This is a genomic window from Streptomyces sp. SID5785, from assembly GCF_009870065.1.
Lineage (GTDB): Bacteria > Actinomycetota > Actinomycetes > Streptomycetales > Streptomycetaceae > Streptomyces.
In genome coordinates, this window is sequence record NZ_WWIA01000645.1 from 1 (window position 1) to 16,366 (window position 16,366).

Annotated in this window: 16 protein-coding genes and 1 pseudogene; 14 read left to right on the forward strand and 3 right to left on the reverse strand. The window is 72.6% G+C overall.

Translation table 11 applies throughout. The annotated features are described in order from the left end of the window. Positions 1–321 (reverse strand): annotated as a pseudogene (locus tag GTW43_RS21000) (SGNH/GDSL hydrolase family protein); the annotation flags it as partial. 181 nt (positions 322–502) lie between these two features. Here GTW43_RS21000 and GTW43_RS21005 point away from each other — a divergent pair. The 5 genes from GTW43_RS21005 to GTW43_RS21025 all read left to right on the forward strand — a co-directional run bounded on the left by GTW43_RS21005 (position 503) and on the right by GTW43_RS21025 (position 4,504). Further along, the gene (locus tag GTW43_RS21005) at positions 503–946 is read left to right on the forward strand and encodes a DUF6278 family protein (RefSeq protein WP_161303564.1); all 444 of its coding nucleotides are present in this window, start codon (positions 503–505) and stop codon (positions 944–946) included. 361 nt (positions 947–1,307) lie between these two features. Continuing rightward, on the forward strand, positions 1,308–2,051 hold the full coding sequence (locus GTW43_RS21010) for an amino acid ABC transporter ATP-binding protein (RefSeq protein WP_161303565.1): 744 nt from the start codon (positions 1,308–1,310) through the stop codon (positions 2,049–2,051). Between the two features lie 19 nt (positions 2,052–2,070). Then, positions 2,071–2,982 carry a glutamate ABC transporter substrate-binding protein gene (locus GTW43_RS21015; RefSeq protein WP_161303566.1) on the forward strand — a complete coding sequence of 304 codons (912 nt, stop codon included), beginning with the start codon at positions 2,071–2,073 and terminating at the stop codon, positions 2,980–2,982. A gap of 11 nt (positions 2,983–2,993) precedes the next feature. Further along, on the forward strand, positions 2,994–3,638 hold the full coding sequence (locus tag GTW43_RS21020; RefSeq protein WP_161303567.1) for an amino acid ABC transporter permease: 645 nt from the start codon (positions 2,994–2,996) through the stop codon (positions 3,636–3,638). Beyond that, entirely contained in the window at positions 3,635–4,504 is an 870-nt protein-coding gene (locus tag GTW43_RS21025; protein WP_161303568.1) for an amino acid ABC transporter permease, read from the forward strand. Before GTW43_RS21020 ends, GTW43_RS21025 begins: the two co-directional genes overlap by 4 nt. 221 nt (positions 4,505–4,725) lie before the next feature. On the opposite strand, the gene GTW43_RS21030 is transcribed toward GTW43_RS21025, so the two are convergent. Then, positions 4,726–5,484 (reverse strand): hypothetical protein, encoded by a 759-nt coding sequence (locus tag GTW43_RS21030; RefSeq protein WP_202501769.1) that lies wholly within the window; start codon positions 5,482–5,484, stop codon positions 4,726–4,728. Positions 5,485–5,587: 103 nt separating this feature from the next. Here GTW43_RS21030 and ggt point away from each other — a divergent pair, with 103 nt between their 5' ends. The 4 genes from ggt to GTW43_RS38685 all read left to right on the forward strand — a co-directional run bounded on the left by ggt (position 5,588) and on the right by GTW43_RS38685 (position 10,510). Then, the gene (gene ggt / locus GTW43_RS21035; protein ID WP_161303569.1) at positions 5,588–7,402 is read left to right on the forward strand and encodes a gamma-glutamyltransferase; all 1,815 of its coding nucleotides are present in this window, start codon (positions 5,588–5,590) and stop codon (positions 7,400–7,402) included. Between the two features lie 84 nt (positions 7,403–7,486). Beyond that, positions 7,487–8,686 carry a sensor histidine kinase gene (locus tag GTW43_RS21040; protein ID WP_161303570.1) on the forward strand — a complete coding sequence of 400 codons (1,200 nt, stop codon included), beginning with the start codon at positions 7,487–7,489 and terminating at the stop codon, positions 8,684–8,686. Then, positions 8,683–9,354, forward strand: a complete 672-nt coding sequence (locus tag GTW43_RS21045; protein ID WP_161303571.1) for a response regulator transcription factor — start codon at positions 8,683–8,685, stop codon at positions 9,352–9,354. Before GTW43_RS21040 ends, GTW43_RS21045 begins: the two co-directional genes overlap by 4 nt. A 190-nt stretch (positions 9,355–9,544) precedes the next feature. Continuing rightward, positions 9,545–10,510 carry an FKBP-type peptidyl-prolyl cis-trans isomerase gene (locus GTW43_RS38685; protein ID WP_161303572.1) on the forward strand — a complete coding sequence of 322 codons (966 nt, stop codon included), beginning with the start codon at positions 9,545–9,547 and terminating at the stop codon, positions 10,508–10,510. 36 nt (positions 10,511–10,546) lie between these two features. On the opposite strand, the gene map is transcribed toward GTW43_RS38685, so the two are convergent. Then, positions 10,547–11,314, reverse strand: coding sequence for a type I methionyl aminopeptidase (gene map / locus GTW43_RS21055; RefSeq protein ID WP_161303573.1), 768 nt, complete (start codon positions 11,312–11,314; stop codon positions 10,547–10,549). 62 nt (positions 11,315–11,376) lie between these two features. Here map and GTW43_RS21060 point away from each other — a divergent pair, with 62 nt between their 5' ends. The 5 genes from GTW43_RS21060 to GTW43_RS21080 form a co-directional block, all read left to right on the forward strand. After that, on the forward strand, positions 11,377–11,628 hold the full coding sequence (locus tag GTW43_RS21060; RefSeq protein WP_161303574.1) for a helix-turn-helix transcriptional regulator: 252 nt from the start codon (positions 11,377–11,379) through the stop codon (positions 11,626–11,628). 150 nt (positions 11,629–11,778) lie between these two features. Further along, positions 11,779–12,621: a nitrilase-related carbon-nitrogen hydrolase gene (locus tag GTW43_RS21065; RefSeq protein ID WP_161303575.1), complete on the forward strand. Its 843-nt coding sequence runs from the start codon at positions 11,779–11,781 to the stop codon at positions 12,619–12,621. A gap of 152 nt (positions 12,622–12,773) precedes the next feature. Then, positions 12,774–14,078, forward strand: a complete 1,305-nt coding sequence (locus GTW43_RS21070) for an aspartate aminotransferase family protein (protein WP_161302093.1) — start codon at positions 12,774–12,776, stop codon at positions 14,076–14,078. Beyond that, complete coding sequence (locus GTW43_RS21075) at positions 14,075–15,631, forward strand: PucR family transcriptional regulator (RefSeq protein WP_161302091.1); 1,557 nt, start codon at positions 14,075–14,077, stop codon at positions 15,629–15,631. Before GTW43_RS21070 ends, GTW43_RS21075 begins: the two co-directional genes overlap by 4 nt. A gap of 120 nt (positions 15,632–15,751) precedes the next feature. Next, on the forward strand, positions 15,752–16,366 hold a 615-nt coding region (locus tag GTW43_RS21080), incomplete at its 3' end, for a nitrilase-related carbon-nitrogen hydrolase (protein WP_161303576.1).

Sequence of the window (16,366 nt, forward strand, 5' to 3'; positions counted from 1 at the left end):
CCGGACCCGCTGGCCGTCCGCGCGCACGTTGTCGGGGCCGCGGCCCGCGGTGCGGGGCCAGCGCAGCACGGCGCGGTCGACGCCGAGCCGCCGCCCGGGGTCCCAGCCCGCCGCCGCCAGGTCCTGGGCGGAGAGCGAGCCGCCCGCGCCGTCGAAGTCGGCCTCGTCCGGGGCCCGGTCGTCGCTGACCGCCCTGTTGTCGAAGAGCCGCTCCAGGGGGAGCGGCACGGGTCTGTGCGGTGCGGCCGCGGCCGCCGTGACGGGGGTGAGCCCCGCGCAGACGGCCAGCAGGACGGCGGTTCCCCAGGTACGTCGGCGCACGGCCGGCTCCCTCCGTGGTGCGGCTGAGTGGTGCGGCTGGCGTGACAGGTGCGCCACGAACGTAGGAAGCGGGCAGGGGCACGTCAACGAGGCGCGGATGAAGGTGACGCGAACGGGCCTGGAACTGCGGGTCCGCGTGCCGGGTGGTGCACGGCCCGGAGCGAGTGCGAGGCTGGACGGTATGAAGATCCCTTTCCTGGACAACCACCGCAAGAAGCACGAGTCCGCCCCGGCCGGCGGGGGACCGGGTGCGAGCGGGGCAGGAGAGGCCGGAGGCCTCGCCGAACTGCTCTCCGAATGTGAGCTGCTGCGGTCCCAGGCCTATGGCGCCGGGATCGAACTCGACGACTCCGTCGGCTCGTTGGAGGCGCTCGACCAGCTCGTGCCGCGCTGGCGCGAGGACCCCGAGGTGCTGCCCTGGCTCGGCAACGACGCGGGCCTGTACGTCGGGACGGTCCTGGTGCGCCATGTGCCGGGCGCCGCCTGGGTGATCAGGCCCGACGGGCAGCCCGTGGTCCGGCTGGAGAACGGCCGCGAGATCGAGGTCGTCGCCGCCGGCCAGGAGTGGGCGGAGAGCGGCGCCCCCGAACTCTCCCAGTTCTACGCCGAGACCGCCGAGTCCTAGGCCGTGTCCGTAAACTCCCTCCTGCCGGGCGACGCCTGGCACGCACTCTCGCCGCACCGGGCGTAAGGCCGAGTACATCCAGTACGAGGCCTTGCACCCGGCACGCCGAGAGCACGCACCAGACGCCGCCCGGCCCGCCCTCCGGGCGGACGGAGGGACTTTACGGACACGGCCTAGGTCCTGTCTTCACGCCCCCGGGCGTGTCCCGGGCGCGTCCATCGAGCCCGTTCCTCTCCCGCGGCCGGTGGGCGGTCCATCCGCAAATACGGTTTATGCCCATCAGTGCGTGTCGTCTCCTGAGCCCCAGATGCGCGTGGATAGTTTGCGCGGACCGAGACAGCTGAGAGTGGGCAGGACTGCCATGGCCGTCGATCCGTTGATCGAGCTGCGTGACGTGAACAAGTACTACGGAGAGCTCCATGTCCTCCAGGACATCGATCTCACCGTCGGCAAGGGGGAGGTGGTGGTGGTCATCGGCCCTTCGGGGTCGGGCAAGTCGACGCTGTGCAGGACGATCAACCGTCTGGAGACCATTCAGTCGGGCACCATCAGGCTCGACGGCAAGCCGCTGCCCGAGGAGGGCAAGGCGCTCGCGCAGCTGCGCGCCGAGGTCGGCATGGTCTTCCAGTCCTTCAACCTCTTCGCGCACAAGACGGTCCTGCAGAACGTCTCGCTGGCCCAGGTGAAGGTCAGGAAGCGCAAGAAGGAGGAGTCCGAGCAGCGCTCCCGCGAACTCCTCGACCGGGTCGGACTCGCGGCCCACGCCGACAAGTTCCCCGCGCAGCTCTCCGGCGGCCAGCAGCAGCGCGTGGCCATCGCCCGCGCCCTCGCCATGGACCCCAAGGCCCTGCTCTTCGACGAGCCGACCTCCGCGCTCGACCCCGAGATGATCAACGAGGTCCTCGAGGTCATGCAGCAGCTCGCCCGCGACGGCATGACGATGGTCGTGGTCACCCACGAGATGGGCTTCGCCCGCACCGCCGCCGACCGCGTCGTCTTCATGGCCGACGGGAAGATCGTCGAGGACCGCGCCCCCGAGGACTTCTTCACCCACCCGGAGAGCGAGCGCGCCCGCGACTTCCTCTCCAAGATCCTCAAGCACTGACGGGGGAGTGCAGCACCACATGATCGCAAAGTCGCTCAGGCTGCTCACCGCCCTGGCGGTGGCCGCCCTGGCCGCCACCGCCTGCGGCAAGGAGGGCACGCCCCCGGTCAAGGGACCGTCGGCCGCCGAACTCCCGCGCTACCGGGTGGCGCAGGGCTTCTCGCTGCCCGACTCGCGCACCTGGAAGAAGGCGAAGAAGCGCGGCCACTTCGTCGTCGGCGCCAAGGAGGACCAGCCCTATCTCGGTGAGAAGAACCCCGCCAACGGCGTCTACTCCGGCTTCGACATCGAGATCGCCAAGATGATCTCCGCCTCGCTCGGCCTGGACCCGAAGAAGATCTCCTTCAAGACGATCGCCTCCGCGAACCGCGAGACGGCCCTGCAGAACGGCCAGATCGACTACTACGTCGGCACCTACACCATCAACGACAACCGCAAGAAGCTCGTCGGCTTCGGCGGCCCCTACTACATGGCGGGCCAGGGACTCCTCGTGCGCACCGACGAGGACGACATCCACGGCCCGCAGGACCTCGCCGGCAAGACCGTCTGCTCGGCGGCGGGTTCCACCCCCTACCAGCGCATCCAGGCCGACTACCCGAAGGCCGACCTCGTCGCGTACGACACCTACTCGGTGTGTGTCGACAACCTGCTGACCTACCAGGTCGACGCCGTCACCACCGACGACGCGATCCTGCTCGGCTACGCGGCCAAGGTGCCCGACGAACTGAAGCTGGTCGGCAAGCCCTTCTCGAAGGAGCCGTACGGGATCGGCGTACCCCGGTCGGACAACGCGCTGCGGTTCGCCGTCGACGACGCGCTCGCCCGGCGGGAGAAGGACGGTGACTGGAAGAAGGCGTACGACGCGACGCTCGGCCTGTCCGGCGTCCCCGCCCCGAGACCGCCCGCCATCGACCGCTACCCGGCGAGCTGAGGACCCGCACCGTGAACGTACTGACCGAAAATTTCTCGACCTACTGGAAGGGCTTCCTCGGTACGGTCGAACTCACCGTCTACGCCTCGGTCCTGGCCCTCGTGCTCGGCTTCCTCATGGCGTCGTTCCGCGTGGCGCCCGTCGGCTCCTTCCGTGCCTTCGGCACCGCCTGGGTCACGGTCCTGCGCAACACCCCGCTGACCCTGCTGTTCTTCGCGGTCCTGCTCGGTCTGCCGCGCTTCGGACTCGTGCTGCCGTTCACCGTGTTCGCCGTGCTCGCGCTGGGCTGCTACACCTCGGCGTTCATCTGCGAGGCGCTGCGCTCCGGCATCAACACGGTCCCCAAGGGGCAGGGCGAGGCGGCCCGCAGCCTCGGCATGACCTTCGGGCAGACGCTGACGCACGTGATCCTGCCGCAGGCCTTCCGGTCGGTGATCCCGCCCGTGGGGTCCACCCTCATCGCCCTCGCGAAGAACTCGGCGATCGCGGGCGCGTTCAGCGTCGTGGAGCTGCTCGGCACGTACAAGACGCTCAGCGAGCTCGGCTTCAACATCATCTGGACGTTCGTCTGGATCGCGCTCGGCTACCTCATCATCACGCTCGCCATCAGCGCGCTCTTCAACATCCTGGAAAAGCGCTGGGGAGTCGCCCGATGAAAGCCCTCGACCACAGCGCCACCGCGCTCTACGACATCCCCGGCCCGAACACCGAGCGCCGCCACCGCCTGTACGGGGTGATCTCCACCCTGATCGTGCTCGCGCTCGTCGGCTGGATCCTCTATCTGCTGTTCGACACCGACCAGTTCACGCGCACCAAGTGGATGCCCTTCGAGTACAAGGGCATCCAGGAGCTGCTGCTGCGGGGCCTCGGCAACACGCTGAAGGCCTTCGCCATCGCCGCCGCGCTCTCCCTCGTGCTCGGCACCGTGCTCGCCGTGGGCCGGCTCTCCGACCACCGGCCGGTGCGCTGGCTGGCCACGCTGTGCGTCGAGTTCTTCCGCGCCATGCCGGTCCTCGTGATGATCTTCTTCATCTACGTGGCGCTGAAGGCCGAGCCGCTGACCGCACTCGTCGCAGGACTGACCCTGTACAACGGCTCGGTGCTCGCCGAGGTGTTCCGCTCGGGCATCAACGCGGTGGAACGCGGCCAGCGCGAGGCCGCGTTCGCGCTCGGCATGCGCAAGACGCAGGTCATGACCCACGTGCTGGTCCCGCAGGCGGTCCGGGCCATGCTGCCCGCGATCATCAGCCAGCTCGTCGTCGCCCTGAAGGACACCTCGCTGGGCTATCTGATCACCTATGAGGAGTTTCTCCACGCCGGGAAGCTGATCGCATCGAACCTCGACTACGATTTGCCCTTCATCCCCGTGGTGATGGTGATCTCGCCGATCTACATCGGGATGTGCATGCTGCTGTCGTGGCTCGCCCAGTGGGTGTCCAAGCGTCAGCGGCGCAATCCCAAGACCGAGGCCGCGGAGGTCGCCCCGGCCGAACCAGGGACGCTGCTGCCAGGAGTGCAGTAGTCACAGAGCGTCGGCCGTCCACGCCCGGCCGCAGCCGGAGATCACTCCTCGCTCCCGCGAGGAGAAGGTCAGCTGCGTACGCGGCTGGACGGGCCGCCTGCTTGCCGAGGCCGGGCGGGCCCTTGTCGCACTCGTACGCGACGGGGGTACCGCTCATCCTTGGTCTGAGCCCCGCTCCCCGCCACTGCCTCCCGCTCGCTCAGGGGACCGTCCGGCCCGCGCTACTTGGCGCGGTGCGAGGTGCGGGCCGACGTGGACGCCGGCAGCGGCTGCTGGGCCGCGCGGGTCACGTCCGCGACCAGTTCGACGACGTCCGGGCCGTAGGCGCCCGAGTTGACCACCTTCAGAAGCAGCACGAACGCGTTGTTGCCGTGCTTGCGCGCGAGCCGCTCGTGATGGCGGGCCAGATAGCGCGTCGCCGCCTGGTTGGTGATGGGCAGCTGGCCGCAGAACAGGAAGACCGGCCGGGCCTCCCGCGACTCCCCGGCCGTCAGCCGCGCCAGGACCACGTACTCGGTACGGCCCGGCTCCAGCCGGTAGCGCTCCGAGCCGATCTGGAACGCGCCCCGGTCCGGACCCGGCTCCGGATCCGTGTTGACCCGTATCCCGGGCAGCAGGCTCACCATGTGCGCCGCCATCCGGCGGTTGGACGCCGGGCCCCCGACGCAGAACTCGGTGCGCTCGCCGAAGCCCTGCTGGGCCGTGTCGTGCGCGACGACCTGGGCGTGCGCCCCGCAGTCCTTGATCAGGGCCGAGAGCTCCAGGAGAGCGAACACGTCGTGCCGCTTCACCGTCAGCTCGGGGCCGCCCGCGTCGCGGTTCACCACGAGCAGCGACTCCGAGTTGTCGGGCAGACCGAAGAAGGTCTGCTTGCGGCGGAGCCTGCGCTTCCACAGGTAGGTGCGGGCGAGCCAGCCCAGCGAGGCGCTGATGCCCGCTGCGATCAGGCCGAGGACGATGTTGCGCACGTCTTCAGTCATGGGGGCGCACTCTAGCCAACCGACGCACCGGTGTTCGAGGGGGTCCTGACGGTGCCGGACCGTCACGTTACGCTGCGCTGACGCTTGTTGACTGGAGGTACCGATGAGACGTTCAGTTGCACGGAATCTGTCGCTCTGCGCCGGCCTGATGAGCATGGTGGCGGTCGGGGCCGCCGCGCCCCCTTCCTCCGCTTCCTCCGCCGGCTCGGGTGCCCCGTCCAAGGTCCCCGTCGCCACCGGGTACGGCGGCGCCGTCGCGAGCGTCGACGCGGACGCCTCCGCGGCCGGCATCGAGGTCCTCAGGCGCGGGGGCAACGCGGTGGACGCCGCCGTCGCCACGGCCGCCGCCCTCGGCGTCAGCGAGCCCTACTCGGCCGGCGTCGGCGGAGGCGGCTACTTCGTCTACTACGACGCGAAGACGCGCCGCGTCCACACGATCGACGGCCGGGAGACGGCGCCGCTCACCGCGGGCTCCGACCTGTTCCTGGAGAACGGCGAGCCCCTGCCGTTCGCCGACGCCGTCACCAGCGGACTGAGCGTCGGCACTCCCGGCACGCCCGCCACCTGGCAGTCCGCGCTCGACGCATGGGGCAGCAAGGGACTCGGCGCGGTCCTGAAGCCCGCGGAGCGGCTCGCCCGCGACGGCTTCACCGTGGACGACACCTTCCGCTCCCAGGCCGCCGCCAACGAGGAGCGCTTCCGGAACTTCCCGGACACCGCGCGGCTGTTCCTGCCGGGCGGCCGGCTGCCGGAGGTCGGCTCCACCTTCCGCAACCCCGACCTCGCGCGCACCTACGCCGAACTGGCCCGCAAGGGCGTCGGCGCGATCTACCGCGGTGACATCGGCGCCGACGTCGTGAAGACGGTCAACGCGCCGCCCGTCGACCCCGCCTCCGGCTACGAGGCCCGCCCGGGCGACCTGTCGGCCAAGGACCTGCGGGCCTACGCCGCCAGGTTCCAGGCCCCGACCCGCACCTCCTACCGTGGGCTCGGCGTGTACTCCATCGCCCCGTCCTCCTCGGGCGGCACCACGGTCGGCGAGGCGCTCAACATCCTGGAGCGCACCGACCTGTCGAAGGCCTCGAAGGCCCGCTACCTGCACCGCTTCATCGAGGCGAGCCGGATCGCGTTCGCCGACCGCGGCCGCTGGGTCGGCGACCCGACCGCGGAGGACGTGCCCACGAGGCAGCTGCTCTCGCAGCGCTTCGCCGACGCACGCGGCTGCCTGATCAAGGACGACGCGGTGCTCACCAGCCCGCTCGCCCCCGGCGACCCCCGCCACCCCGGGACCTGCGGCCGGACCGGCGACCGCGCCGCACCGACGACGTACGAGGGCGAGAACACCACGCACCTCACCGTCGCCGACCGGTGGGGCAACGTCGTCGCCTACACCCTCACCATCGAGTCCACCGGCGGCAGCGGCATCACCGTGCCCGGCCGCGGCTTCCTGCTCAACAACGAGCTGACGGACTTCTCCTTCGCCCCCGCGAACCCGGCGGTCCACGACCCGAACCTGCCGGGTCCCGGCAAGCGGCCACGCTCGTCCATCGCCCCGACCATCGTGCTGGACAAGGCGAACCGGCCGGTCGTCGCCGTCGGCTCGCCCGGCGGCGCCACCATCATCACCACCGTGCTGCAGACCCTGACCGGTTTCCTCGATAGGGACCTGCCGCTCGTCGACGCCATCGCCGCCCCGCGCGCCAGCCAGCGCAACGCCGCACAGACCGAGCTCGAACCCGGCCTGTACGACAGCCCGTTGCGCACACGGCTCGAGGCGATCGGGCACTCCTTCAAGGCCAACCCCGAGATCGGCGCCGCCACCGGCGTCCAGCGGCTGCCCGACGGGAGGTGGCTGGCCGCCGCCGAGAAGGTACGGCGCGGGGGCGGCTCGGCGATGGTCGTCACCCCGGGGCGCTGAACCCGCCGGCGGGCCCGGATCGGCCCACGGGATGCAGTCCGTGGGCCGATGACCGGGCCCGCCGCCGCTCGTACGCTCATCGGCATGAGCAAGACGACCGGCTCCCGTGGAGCCGCCGCCTGGTGCGGACTCGCCCTGTATCCCGTCGTGCTGACCTTGCCGCTGTTCGGCAGTGCGAGCACGCTGCCGCTGCTGCGCGCCCTCGGCGTGACGCTCTGCGCCGTGCTCCTGGTGGGCGTGGCCCGGCGGATGCCGCTGCTCGCGCTCGCCGTGCTGCTGGTCGGCACCCTCGCGGCGACCGCCGCGCAGCCAGGATCCGTCCACCCCTCCCCGGCGGGCGGCCTCCCGGCGAGCGGTTTCCCGGACGGCGTCGACGGGCGGGGCACGACACTCCTGGCCTTCCTCGCCGCCGACCTCGTGCTCGGTCTTCTGGTCGCCCGGCGGCCCCGCCGTCAGTGGGTCGCCGGAGTGCTCCTGAGCCTGGTGGCGCAGGGCGCCGGCATCGCCGGGTTCGCGTCCCCCGAGAACCAGGTCGCGCTCCTCGTCATCGCTCTGCTCGCGGTGCTCGTCTCCTGCATGGCCGGGCTCGTCGCCCGCGAGCGCAGCGAGCACGCCGACGCCCTGCGCGACCGCGCCGTCAGCGAGGCCGTCACCGCCGAACGGCTGCACATCGCGCGGGAGTTGCACGACATGGTCTCGCACGGGATCGGGGTGATCACCATGCAGTCCGGGGTCGCCGCACGCGTCGTCGAGACGCGCCCCGCCGAGGCCCGCGCGGCACTGGAGGCGATCGAGCAGACCGGCCGCGAGACGCTGCGGGGTCTGCGCCGCGCCCTCGTCGCCCTGCGACGGGCCGATTCCGAGGCGGACGCGCCGCTCGCCCCCGCCACCGGCCTCGCCGATCTCGACGCGCTGGTCGAGCGTGCCGCCGGTGAGGGCGTCCGGGTCGACCTGGAGCGCACCGGCGCCGAGGCCGCGCTGCCGTCCGACGTCGACCGCAGCGCGTACCGCATCGTGCAGGAGGCCCTGGCCAACGTGGTCCGGCACGCGGGCGTCGCCACCTGCCGTGTCACCGTCCGCCGCGCGGAACGCGATCTGTTCCTGGAGATCGTGGACGCGGGGCGGGGCGCCGGTGCACGATCGTCGGGCGCCGGGTTCGGGATCACGGGGATGGGGGAGCGGGTGCGACTGCTGCACGGGGAGTTCAGCGCGGGACCGCGGCCGGAGGGCGGCTTCCGGGTGGCGGCGCGGATACCGCTGCCGCTGCCGGGGGAGCCGGCGTGACGGCGGCGCGGGTCCGGGTGCTGCTCGTCGACGACCAGCCGCTGGTGCGCTCCGCGCTGCGCACCCTGATCGGCGACACGGCGGACCTGGAGGTGGTCGGCGAGGCGGGCGACGGCGCTCAGGCGGTGGCGCGCGCGGCCGAACTGACGCCCGACGTGGTGGTGATGGACATCCGGATGCCCGGCGTCGACGGGATCGAGGCGACCCGGCGCATCATCGCGTCCGGGCAGGGCGCCCGGGTCCTCGTCCTGACCACGTTCGACGAGGACGACTACGTGTACGGTGCGCTGCGCGCGGGCGCCGCCGGGTTCGCGGTGAAGGACATGCCGCTGGACGACCTGCTGGCCGCGATCCGGATCGTCGCCGCGGGCGACGCGCTCATCGCGCCCGGCGTCACCCGGCGCCTGATCGCCGACTTCGTGGGCCGTGGCGGACCCGTCGCCGCGCGCGGGTCCCGGCCGGTCGAGGGGATCACCGAGCGCGAACGCGAGGTGCTCACCCTGGTGGGGCTCGGCCGCTCCAACCAGGAGATCGCCGGGGAGCTGTTCATCAGCGTCGCCACCACCAAGTCCCACGTGGCCCGTCTCTTCACCAAGCTCGGTGCCCGCGACCGGGTGCAACTGGTGATCACCGCGTACGAGTTGGGCCTGGTCGCGCCCGGCCGCTGATCGCGCCGGTCCCGCCTCACCGCCTTCGCCGCCCCCGGCCGCTCGCGCGGGCGCCTGCCCGGTGCCCGGGCCGCGGCTCCGTACACCCGGGGGACGTACGCCGCCCGGTGTGTCGCCCCGTGCCTCCGCCACCCGCACCCCGGCGACCGGAACGCTCCATGGCGACACCCCCACGCCAAGGAGGTCACCGGTGGACCCCAGACCCGTCCTGCGCACCGGAGCCGCAACCGTCCTGATCGCGATGGCCACCGCCTGCTCCGCGTCCGGACCCGAGAACGTCCCGAAGGTCACCGGCGCCGCAGGCACCCGGCCCGTCATCACCATCCCGGACCGGCCCGCGCCGCGGGACGCCCGGCTCGAGGTGCTGCGCGACGGCACCGGACCGGCGGTGCGCCAGGGGCAGGTCGCCGTCACCGACGTCGAGATGCGCAGCTGGGAGGGGAAGAAGGAGCTGCTCAGCTCCTGGGGCCTGGCCCAGCCGAGAACCGTCTCCCTCACGGGCGCCCGGACCGCCCGGACCTGGGCCGGAGCCCTGGTCGGCCGCAAGGCGGGCAGCCGGGTCCTGATGGTGGCCCCGGCGGGCGGCGGCCGCCCGGGCACGGACGCGCAGGCCGCGGCGGTCGCCCGGCTCGGGCCGGACGACCACATGGTCCTCGTCTTCGACCTGATCGGCGGCTACGACCGCGACCAGCGGGTGCCGTCCCTGCACGGCAACGGCGCCATGCCGGGCCCGTCCGGGACGCGGGACGCCAAGGCGCTCGTCGACTTCGGGTCGGGCGCCGCTCCGAAGGTGGTCAGCTGGGGCGCGGGCCCGCCGGCCCGGCTGCAGGTGCGCACGCTCAGCGAGGGCCGGGGCCCGGTGCTCCAGGACCGGGACGTGGCCGTGCTGCAGTACGCGGGCTGGGCCTGGGGCGACGGCCGGCCCTTCGGCTCGACGTACGGCGCGAGCGGCCCGCGCGGCGTGGTCCTCGACCGGCCCGCGCTCCTGCCCGGGATGTACGAGGCGCTCAAGGGGATCCGGGTCGGCACCCGGCTGCAGATCGCCGTGCCGCCCGGGTTCCGGCCCGACTTCCGGCGCACCCCGGGCGGCCTCGAACAGCCGCCCGGGGTCCCGGTGCTCTACGTCGTGGACGTCCTCGACCGGCAGGACCGCTGAGCCGCCCCGACCGGCCCCGGGCCCGGTCCGCGCGGCTCAGAGCGCGGTCAGGACGCGCGGCCCGGCCGCGGTGATCGCGACCGTGTGCTCGGCGTGCGCGGCGCGGCTGCCGTCGTTGGTGCGCAGGGTCCAGCCGTCCGGCGCCTCGTGGTAGCCGTCGGTGCCGCCGGCGATCACCATCGGCTCGATGGCCAGCGCCATGCCGGCCCGCAGCGGCATCCCGCGGCGCGGCCGTCCCTCGTTGGGAACGCCCGGGTCCTCGTGCATCCGGCGCCCGATGCCGTGCCCGCCGAAGCCGTCCGGGATGCCGTACCCGGCGGCGCGGCACACGGTGCCGACGGCGTGCGCGATGTCCCCGATGCGGTTGCCGACGACGGCCGCGGCGATGCCGGCGGCCAGGGCGCGCTCGGCGGTCTCGATCAGCCGGGTGTCCTCGGGGCGTGCGGTGCCCACGGTGAAGCTGACGGCGGAGTCGCCGACCCAGCCGTCCAGTTCCGCGCCGAAGTCGACGGAGACGAGGTCGCCGTCGCGCAGCCGGGTGCGGTCCGGGACGCCGTGCACGATCGCGTCGTTGACGGACACGCACAGCACGGCGGGGAAGGGGGTCGGGGCGAACGACGGACGGTAGCCGAGGAACGGGGAGGAGGCCCCGGCGTCGCGCAGCACGTCGTGCGCGACCTCGTCGAGCTCGAGGAGGGTGACGCCCGGGGCGGCGTACTTGCGGGCGGCGGCCAGGGCACGGGCCACGACGCGGCCCGCCTCGCGCATCGCGTCGATCTGAGGTTCGGTCTTGAGTTCCACCATGCCAATTACTATACCGGTATTTGAATCCGGTAAAGAAATCGGGACTGCGCTAGACTGCTCGCATGGTGCGAACCCCCTTGACCCCCGAAGAGCGCGAGCGCGGCGAGCGGCTCGGCCGGCTGCTGCGCGAGGCGCGCCAGGGCCGCAGCATGACCGAGGTGGCCGCCGGTGCGGGCGTCTCGGTCGAGACGCTGCGCAAGATCGAGACGGGGCGCGCGCCGACGCCGGCGTTCTTCACGATCGCCTCCCTCGCGCGCGAGCTGGGCCTGTCCATGGACGAACTGGTCGTGCTCTGCGCGCTCCAGCCGGTCTGACGGACGCTCCGCTCACCCGCACGGGTGCCAAAACATGATCGTTCGAGCGGGTTGACGACGATGGTCTTGGCAAGCCTCCCGGCCGGGCTTACGTTCGTCCCTCTACGCCCCGGTCTACAGGCGTAGAGGTTCAACGCTGAGGAGCGGCTCATGGCCCACGTCGTACGCGCCGCACTCGTCCAGGCCTCCTGGACGGGCGACACCGAATCCATGATCGCCAAGCATGAGGAGCACGCCCGCGAGGCGGCCCGCCGCGGCGCCCGGATCATCGGCTTCCAGGAGGTGTTCAACGCCCCCTACTTCTGCCAGGTCCAGGAGCCCGAGCACCACCGCTGGGCCGAGCCCGTCCCGGACGGCCCCACCGTGACCCGGATGCGGGAACTGGCCAGGGAGACCGGCCTGGTGATCGTCGCGCCCGTCTTCGAGTCCGCGGGGCCGGGCTTCTTCTACAACACCGCGGCGGTCGTCGACGCCGACGGCAGCTACCTCGGCAAGTACCGCAAGCACCACATCCCGCAGCTGCCCGGCTTCTGGGAGAAGTACTACTTCCGGCCGGGGAACCTGGGCTGGCCGGTCTTCGACACGGCCGTCGGCCGGGTCGGCGTCTACATCTGCTACGACCGCCACTTCCCCGAGGGCTGGCGGCAGTTGGGCCTGAACGGCGCGCAGATCGTGTACAACCCGTCGGCCACCAGCCGGGGCCTGTCCGCCCACCTGTGGCAGCTGGAACAGCCCGCGGCCGCCGTCGCCAACGCCTACTACGTCGCGGCCATCAACCGTGTCGGCATCGAGAGTTACGGCGACGACGACTTCTACGGCACCTCGTACTTCGCCGACCCGCGAGGCCGGCTCGTCGGCGACGCCGCGAGCGACAAGGACGAGGAACTCCTCGTGCGCGACCTGGACCTGGACGTCATCGACGAGGTGCGGCAGCAGTGGGCCTTCTACCGGGACCGCCGCCCCGACGCCTACGAGGGCCTCGTCCGCCCCTGACCTCCCGGCCGCCCCGGCAGCCCGGCCGCCTCCCGCTCCGCGGAATCCGCACCCGCGCACCCGCCGCCTCAGCACGCCCCGCACGCCTCAGCACGCCCCGCACGCCCCGCACTCCGCTCAGCCGTGACCGACGAAGGGACGCCGCAGCCGTGATGACCCCTGACCTCCACGCACGCCACCGCGCGGTCCTGCCCGACTGGCTCGCCCTCTACTACGACCGCCCCCTCGAGCTCACCCACGGCGAGGGCCGGCACGTCTGGGACGCCGACGGCAACCGCTACCTCGACTTCTTCGGCGGCATCCTCACCACGATGACCGCGCACGCCCTGCCCGAGGTCACCAAGGCGGTCGCCGACCAGGCCGCCCGCATCGTCCACTCCTCGACGCTCTACCTCAACCGGCCGATGATCGAACTCGCCGAGCGCGTCGCCCAGTTGTCCGGCATCCCCGACGCGCGCGTCTTCTTCACGACCTCCGGCACCGAGGCCAACGACACCGCCCTGCTGCTCGCCACCGCCCACCGCCGCTCCGGCCAGATCCTGGCGATGCGCAACAGCTACCACGGCCGCTCCTTCTCCGCGATCGGCATCACCGGCAACCGCGGCTGGTCGCCCACCAGCCTCTCCCCGCTCCAGACCCTGTACGTGCACGGCGGCGTCCGCACCCGAGGGCCCTACGCCCACCTGTCCGACGCCGCGTTCACCGAGGCGTGCGTCGCGGACCTGCGCGACATGCTCGGCCAGACCCGCGGCGACGTGGCCGCCCTCATCGCCGAACCGATCCAGGGCGTCGGCGGCTTCACCTCCCCGCCCGACGGCCTCTACGCCCGCTTCCGCGATGTCCTCGCCGAGCAGGGCATCCTGTGGATCTCCGACGAGGTGCAGACCGGCTGGGGCCGCACCGGCGAACACTTCTGGGGCTGGCAGGCGCACGCCGACGCGGGCCCGCCCGACCTGCTGACCTTCGCCAAGGGCATCGGCAACGGCATGTCCATCGGCGGGGTGGTGGCGCGCGCCGACGTCATGAACAGCCTCGACGCCCACTCCATCTCCACCTTCGGCGGCAGCCCGGTCACCATGGCCGCCGGACTCGCCAACCTCTCCTACCTCCTCGAGCACGACCTCCAGGGCAACGCCCGCCGGGTCGGCGGCCTGCTGATCGAGCGCCTGCGCGCGATCGCGGCGACCAACCCCTGCGTTCGCGAGGTGCGCGGCCGGGGCCTGATGATCGGCGTCGAGCTGGTCACTCCCGGCACCGACACGGCGAACCCCGAGGCCGCCTCCGCTGTCCTGGAGTCCTGCCGTGCCGAAGGACTGCTCATCGGCAAGGGCGGCGGGCACAGCACCAGCGTCCTGCGCGTCGCCCCGCCGCTCACCCTCACGGTGGCCGAGGCCGAACAGGGCGCGGCGATCCTGGAGCGGGCGCTGCGGAACGCCGGTGACGGGCCGCCGCGATGACCGCCGCGACGATCCCCGAACACGCCCTGTCCGTGCGGCAGATACTCGCCCTGGAGCGGATCGCCGCCGGAGAGCCCGAGGTGGTCGCCGCCGCCCGGCACCTGGACCGGCCCGTGCGCTGGGTGCACGTCGCCGAGGCGGCCGACGTGGGTGTCATGCTCAGCGGCGGGGAGATGGTCCTCACCACCGGCGTGCTCCTCGCCGGTGACTCCCGCGGCCGGACCGCCTACATCGACTCCCTCGACCGGGCCGAGGCCGCCGCCCTCGTCCTCGGACTCGGCCGCGCCTTCCCGTCCCCGCCGCCCGACATGTGCCGGGCCGCCGAGCGCTGCGGCCTGCCCATGGTCGTCCTGCACCGGCCCTTCCCGTTCGCCGAGCTCACCGAGGAGGTCCAGTCCCGGCTCGTGCGGCGCAAGTACGCCGCGGTCAGCCTCTCCGAGGGCATCCGCACCGCACTGACCGCGCTCATCACCTCCGGCGCCCCGTTGCAGCGCCTCCTCGACGAGATCGCCGCGCACAGCGCCTGCCCCGTCGTCGTCACCAACCTCGCCCACCGGGTCCTCGCCACCGCGGGCGAACGCCCCGCCGTCGACGACGTCCTGCGCGACTGGGACCGCATCGCCCGCCGCCCCGGCGGCGTCGACGGCGACGGCTGGGTCCGGGCCGAACTCGGCGGCCGCGGCGAACGCTGGGGCTCCGTCGTCCTGTGCGGCCACCGCGGTGACGGCGCCTGGGGCCGACTGCTCGCCGACCGCGCCGCCGAGGCCCTCGTCCTGCACCACCTCCTGTCCGGCGCCACCGTCAGCTGGGAGGAGCAGTCCGCCCGCCGCCTGCTCGACGACCTCGTCTCCGGGGCCGTGCCCGCCGCCCGGCTGCTGCCCCGCGCCCGCGCCGCCGGACTCCCCGTCAACCGCCGCACCTTCGTCCCGCTCGTCGTACGCGCCACCGACCCGGCCCGGCTCGACCGCGTCCTGCGGCTGCTCGGCCTGTCCGCCCTCGTCGCCGAGCTCACCGCGCAGACCACCGCCGTCCTGCTCAGCCTCGCCCACGACCAGTCGGCCGAGCAGCTCACCGCGCACTTCGCCGCCCGGCTGCGCGCCGAGACCGGGGCCGCCCCCGTCGTGGCCGCCGGACCCGCGGGGCCCGTCTGGGACGACGTGCCCGAGGGGCTGCGCGAGGCCCTGCACGTGTGCGACGCGGTGGCCGGGGCGCCGCCCGATCTGCCGCCCGTCGTGCGCCTCGGCGACGTACGGCTGCGCGGCCTCGTGCGGATGCTGCGCGACGACCCGCGCGTGCAGTCCTTCGCCGAACGCGAGCTGGACGGACTCCTCGGCGCCGAGGAGTGCGGGACGCTGCTGCCCGTCCTGCGCACCTACCTCGCCACCGGCCGCAACAAGTCCCGTACCGCGCAGCTCCACCACATGAGCCGGCCCGCCCTGTACCGCCGCATCGAGGCGATCGAGGCGCTGCTCGGCGTCGACCTCGACGACTTCGAGGACGCCGCGTCCGTCCACATCGCCCTGCTCGCGCACGACGCGCAGAGCGGGGAGTGACACGGTGGAACGGCATCGGGCGGCGGTCGTGACACGGTGCATCTCGGCGCAGGGGGCCGCGGTTCCTATCGTCTGGGGCACACCCGAGACTTCGGTTCGCCGCCCCCGCAGGAGGTCCCGTTGAGCCCCGTGATCCGCGCCGCGATCTTCCAGACCGCATGGACCGGCGACAAGGAATCCATGATCGAGGTGCACGAGCAGGCCGTGCGCGACGCCGCCGCCCAGGGCGCCCAGGTCCTGTGCTTCCAGGAGCTGTTCTACGGCCCCTACTTCTGCCAGGTGCAGGACCCGGCCTTCTACGCCTACGCCGAGGCGATCCCCGACGGCCCGATCGTGCGCCGCTTCCAGGAGCTGGCCCGCGAGCACCACATCGTCCTCGTCCTGCCCATGTACGAGGAGGAGCAGCCCGGCGTCCTCTACAACACGGCCGCCGTGATCGACGCCGACGGCAGCTACCTCGGCAAGTACCGCAAGACCCACATCCCGCAGGTGAAGGGATTCTGGGAGAAGTTCTACTTCCGCCCGGGGAACTCCGGCTGGCCCGTCTTCGACACGGCCGTCGGCAAGGTCGGGGTCTACATCTGCTACGACCGGCACTTCCCCGAGGGCTGGCGCGCGCTCGGCCTCGAAGGCGCCCAGATCGTCTTCAACTCCTCCGCGACCAGCCGCGGCCTGTCCCGCTACCTGTGGCAGCTGGAGCAGCCGGCCGCCGCCGTCGCCAACGAGTACTTCGTA

Bases quoted from the DNA above. Each gene is read 5' to 3' on its own strand.
- GTW43_RS21025 (WP_161303568.1), top strand. From the start codon at position 3,635: ATGAAAGCCCTCGACCACAGCGCCACCGCGCTCTACGACATCCCCGGC.
- GTW43_RS21070 (WP_161302093.1), top strand. From the start codon at position 12,774: ATGACCCCTGACCTCCACGCACGCCACCGCGCGGTCCTGCCCGACTGG.
- GTW43_RS21065 (WP_161303575.1), top strand. From the start codon at position 11,779: ATGGCCCACGTCGTACGCGCCGCACTCGTCCAGGCCTCCTGGACGGGC.
- GTW43_RS21010 (WP_161303565.1), top strand. From the start codon at position 1,308: ATGGCCGTCGATCCGTTGATCGAGCTGCGTGACGTGAACAAGTACTAC.
- map (WP_161303573.1), bottom strand. From the start codon at position 11,314: ATGGTGGAACTCAAGACCGAACCTCAGATCGACGCGATGCGCGAGGCG.
- GTW43_RS21005 (WP_161303564.1), top strand. From the start codon at position 503: ATGAAGATCCCTTTCCTGGACAACCACCGCAAGAAGCACGAGTCCGCC.
- ggt (WP_161303569.1), top strand. From the start codon at position 5,588: ATGAGACGTTCAGTTGCACGGAATCTGTCGCTCTGCGCCGGCCTGATG.
- GTW43_RS21030 (WP_202501769.1), bottom strand. From the start codon at position 5,484: ATGACTGAAGACGTGCGCAACATCGTCCTCGGCCTGATCGCAGCGGGC.
- GTW43_RS21040 (WP_161303570.1), top strand. From the start codon at position 7,487: ATGAGCAAGACGACCGGCTCCCGTGGAGCCGCCGCCTGGTGCGGACTC.
- GTW43_RS21060 (WP_161303574.1), top strand. From the start codon at position 11,377: ATGGTGCGAACCCCCTTGACCCCCGAAGAGCGCGAGCGCGGCGAGCGG.
- GTW43_RS21015 (WP_161303566.1), top strand. From the start codon at position 2,071: ATGATCGCAAAGTCGCTCAGGCTGCTCACCGCCCTGGCGGTGGCCGCC.
- GTW43_RS21075 (WP_161302091.1), top strand. From the start codon at position 14,075: ATGACCGCCGCGACGATCCCCGAACACGCCCTGTCCGTGCGGCAGATA.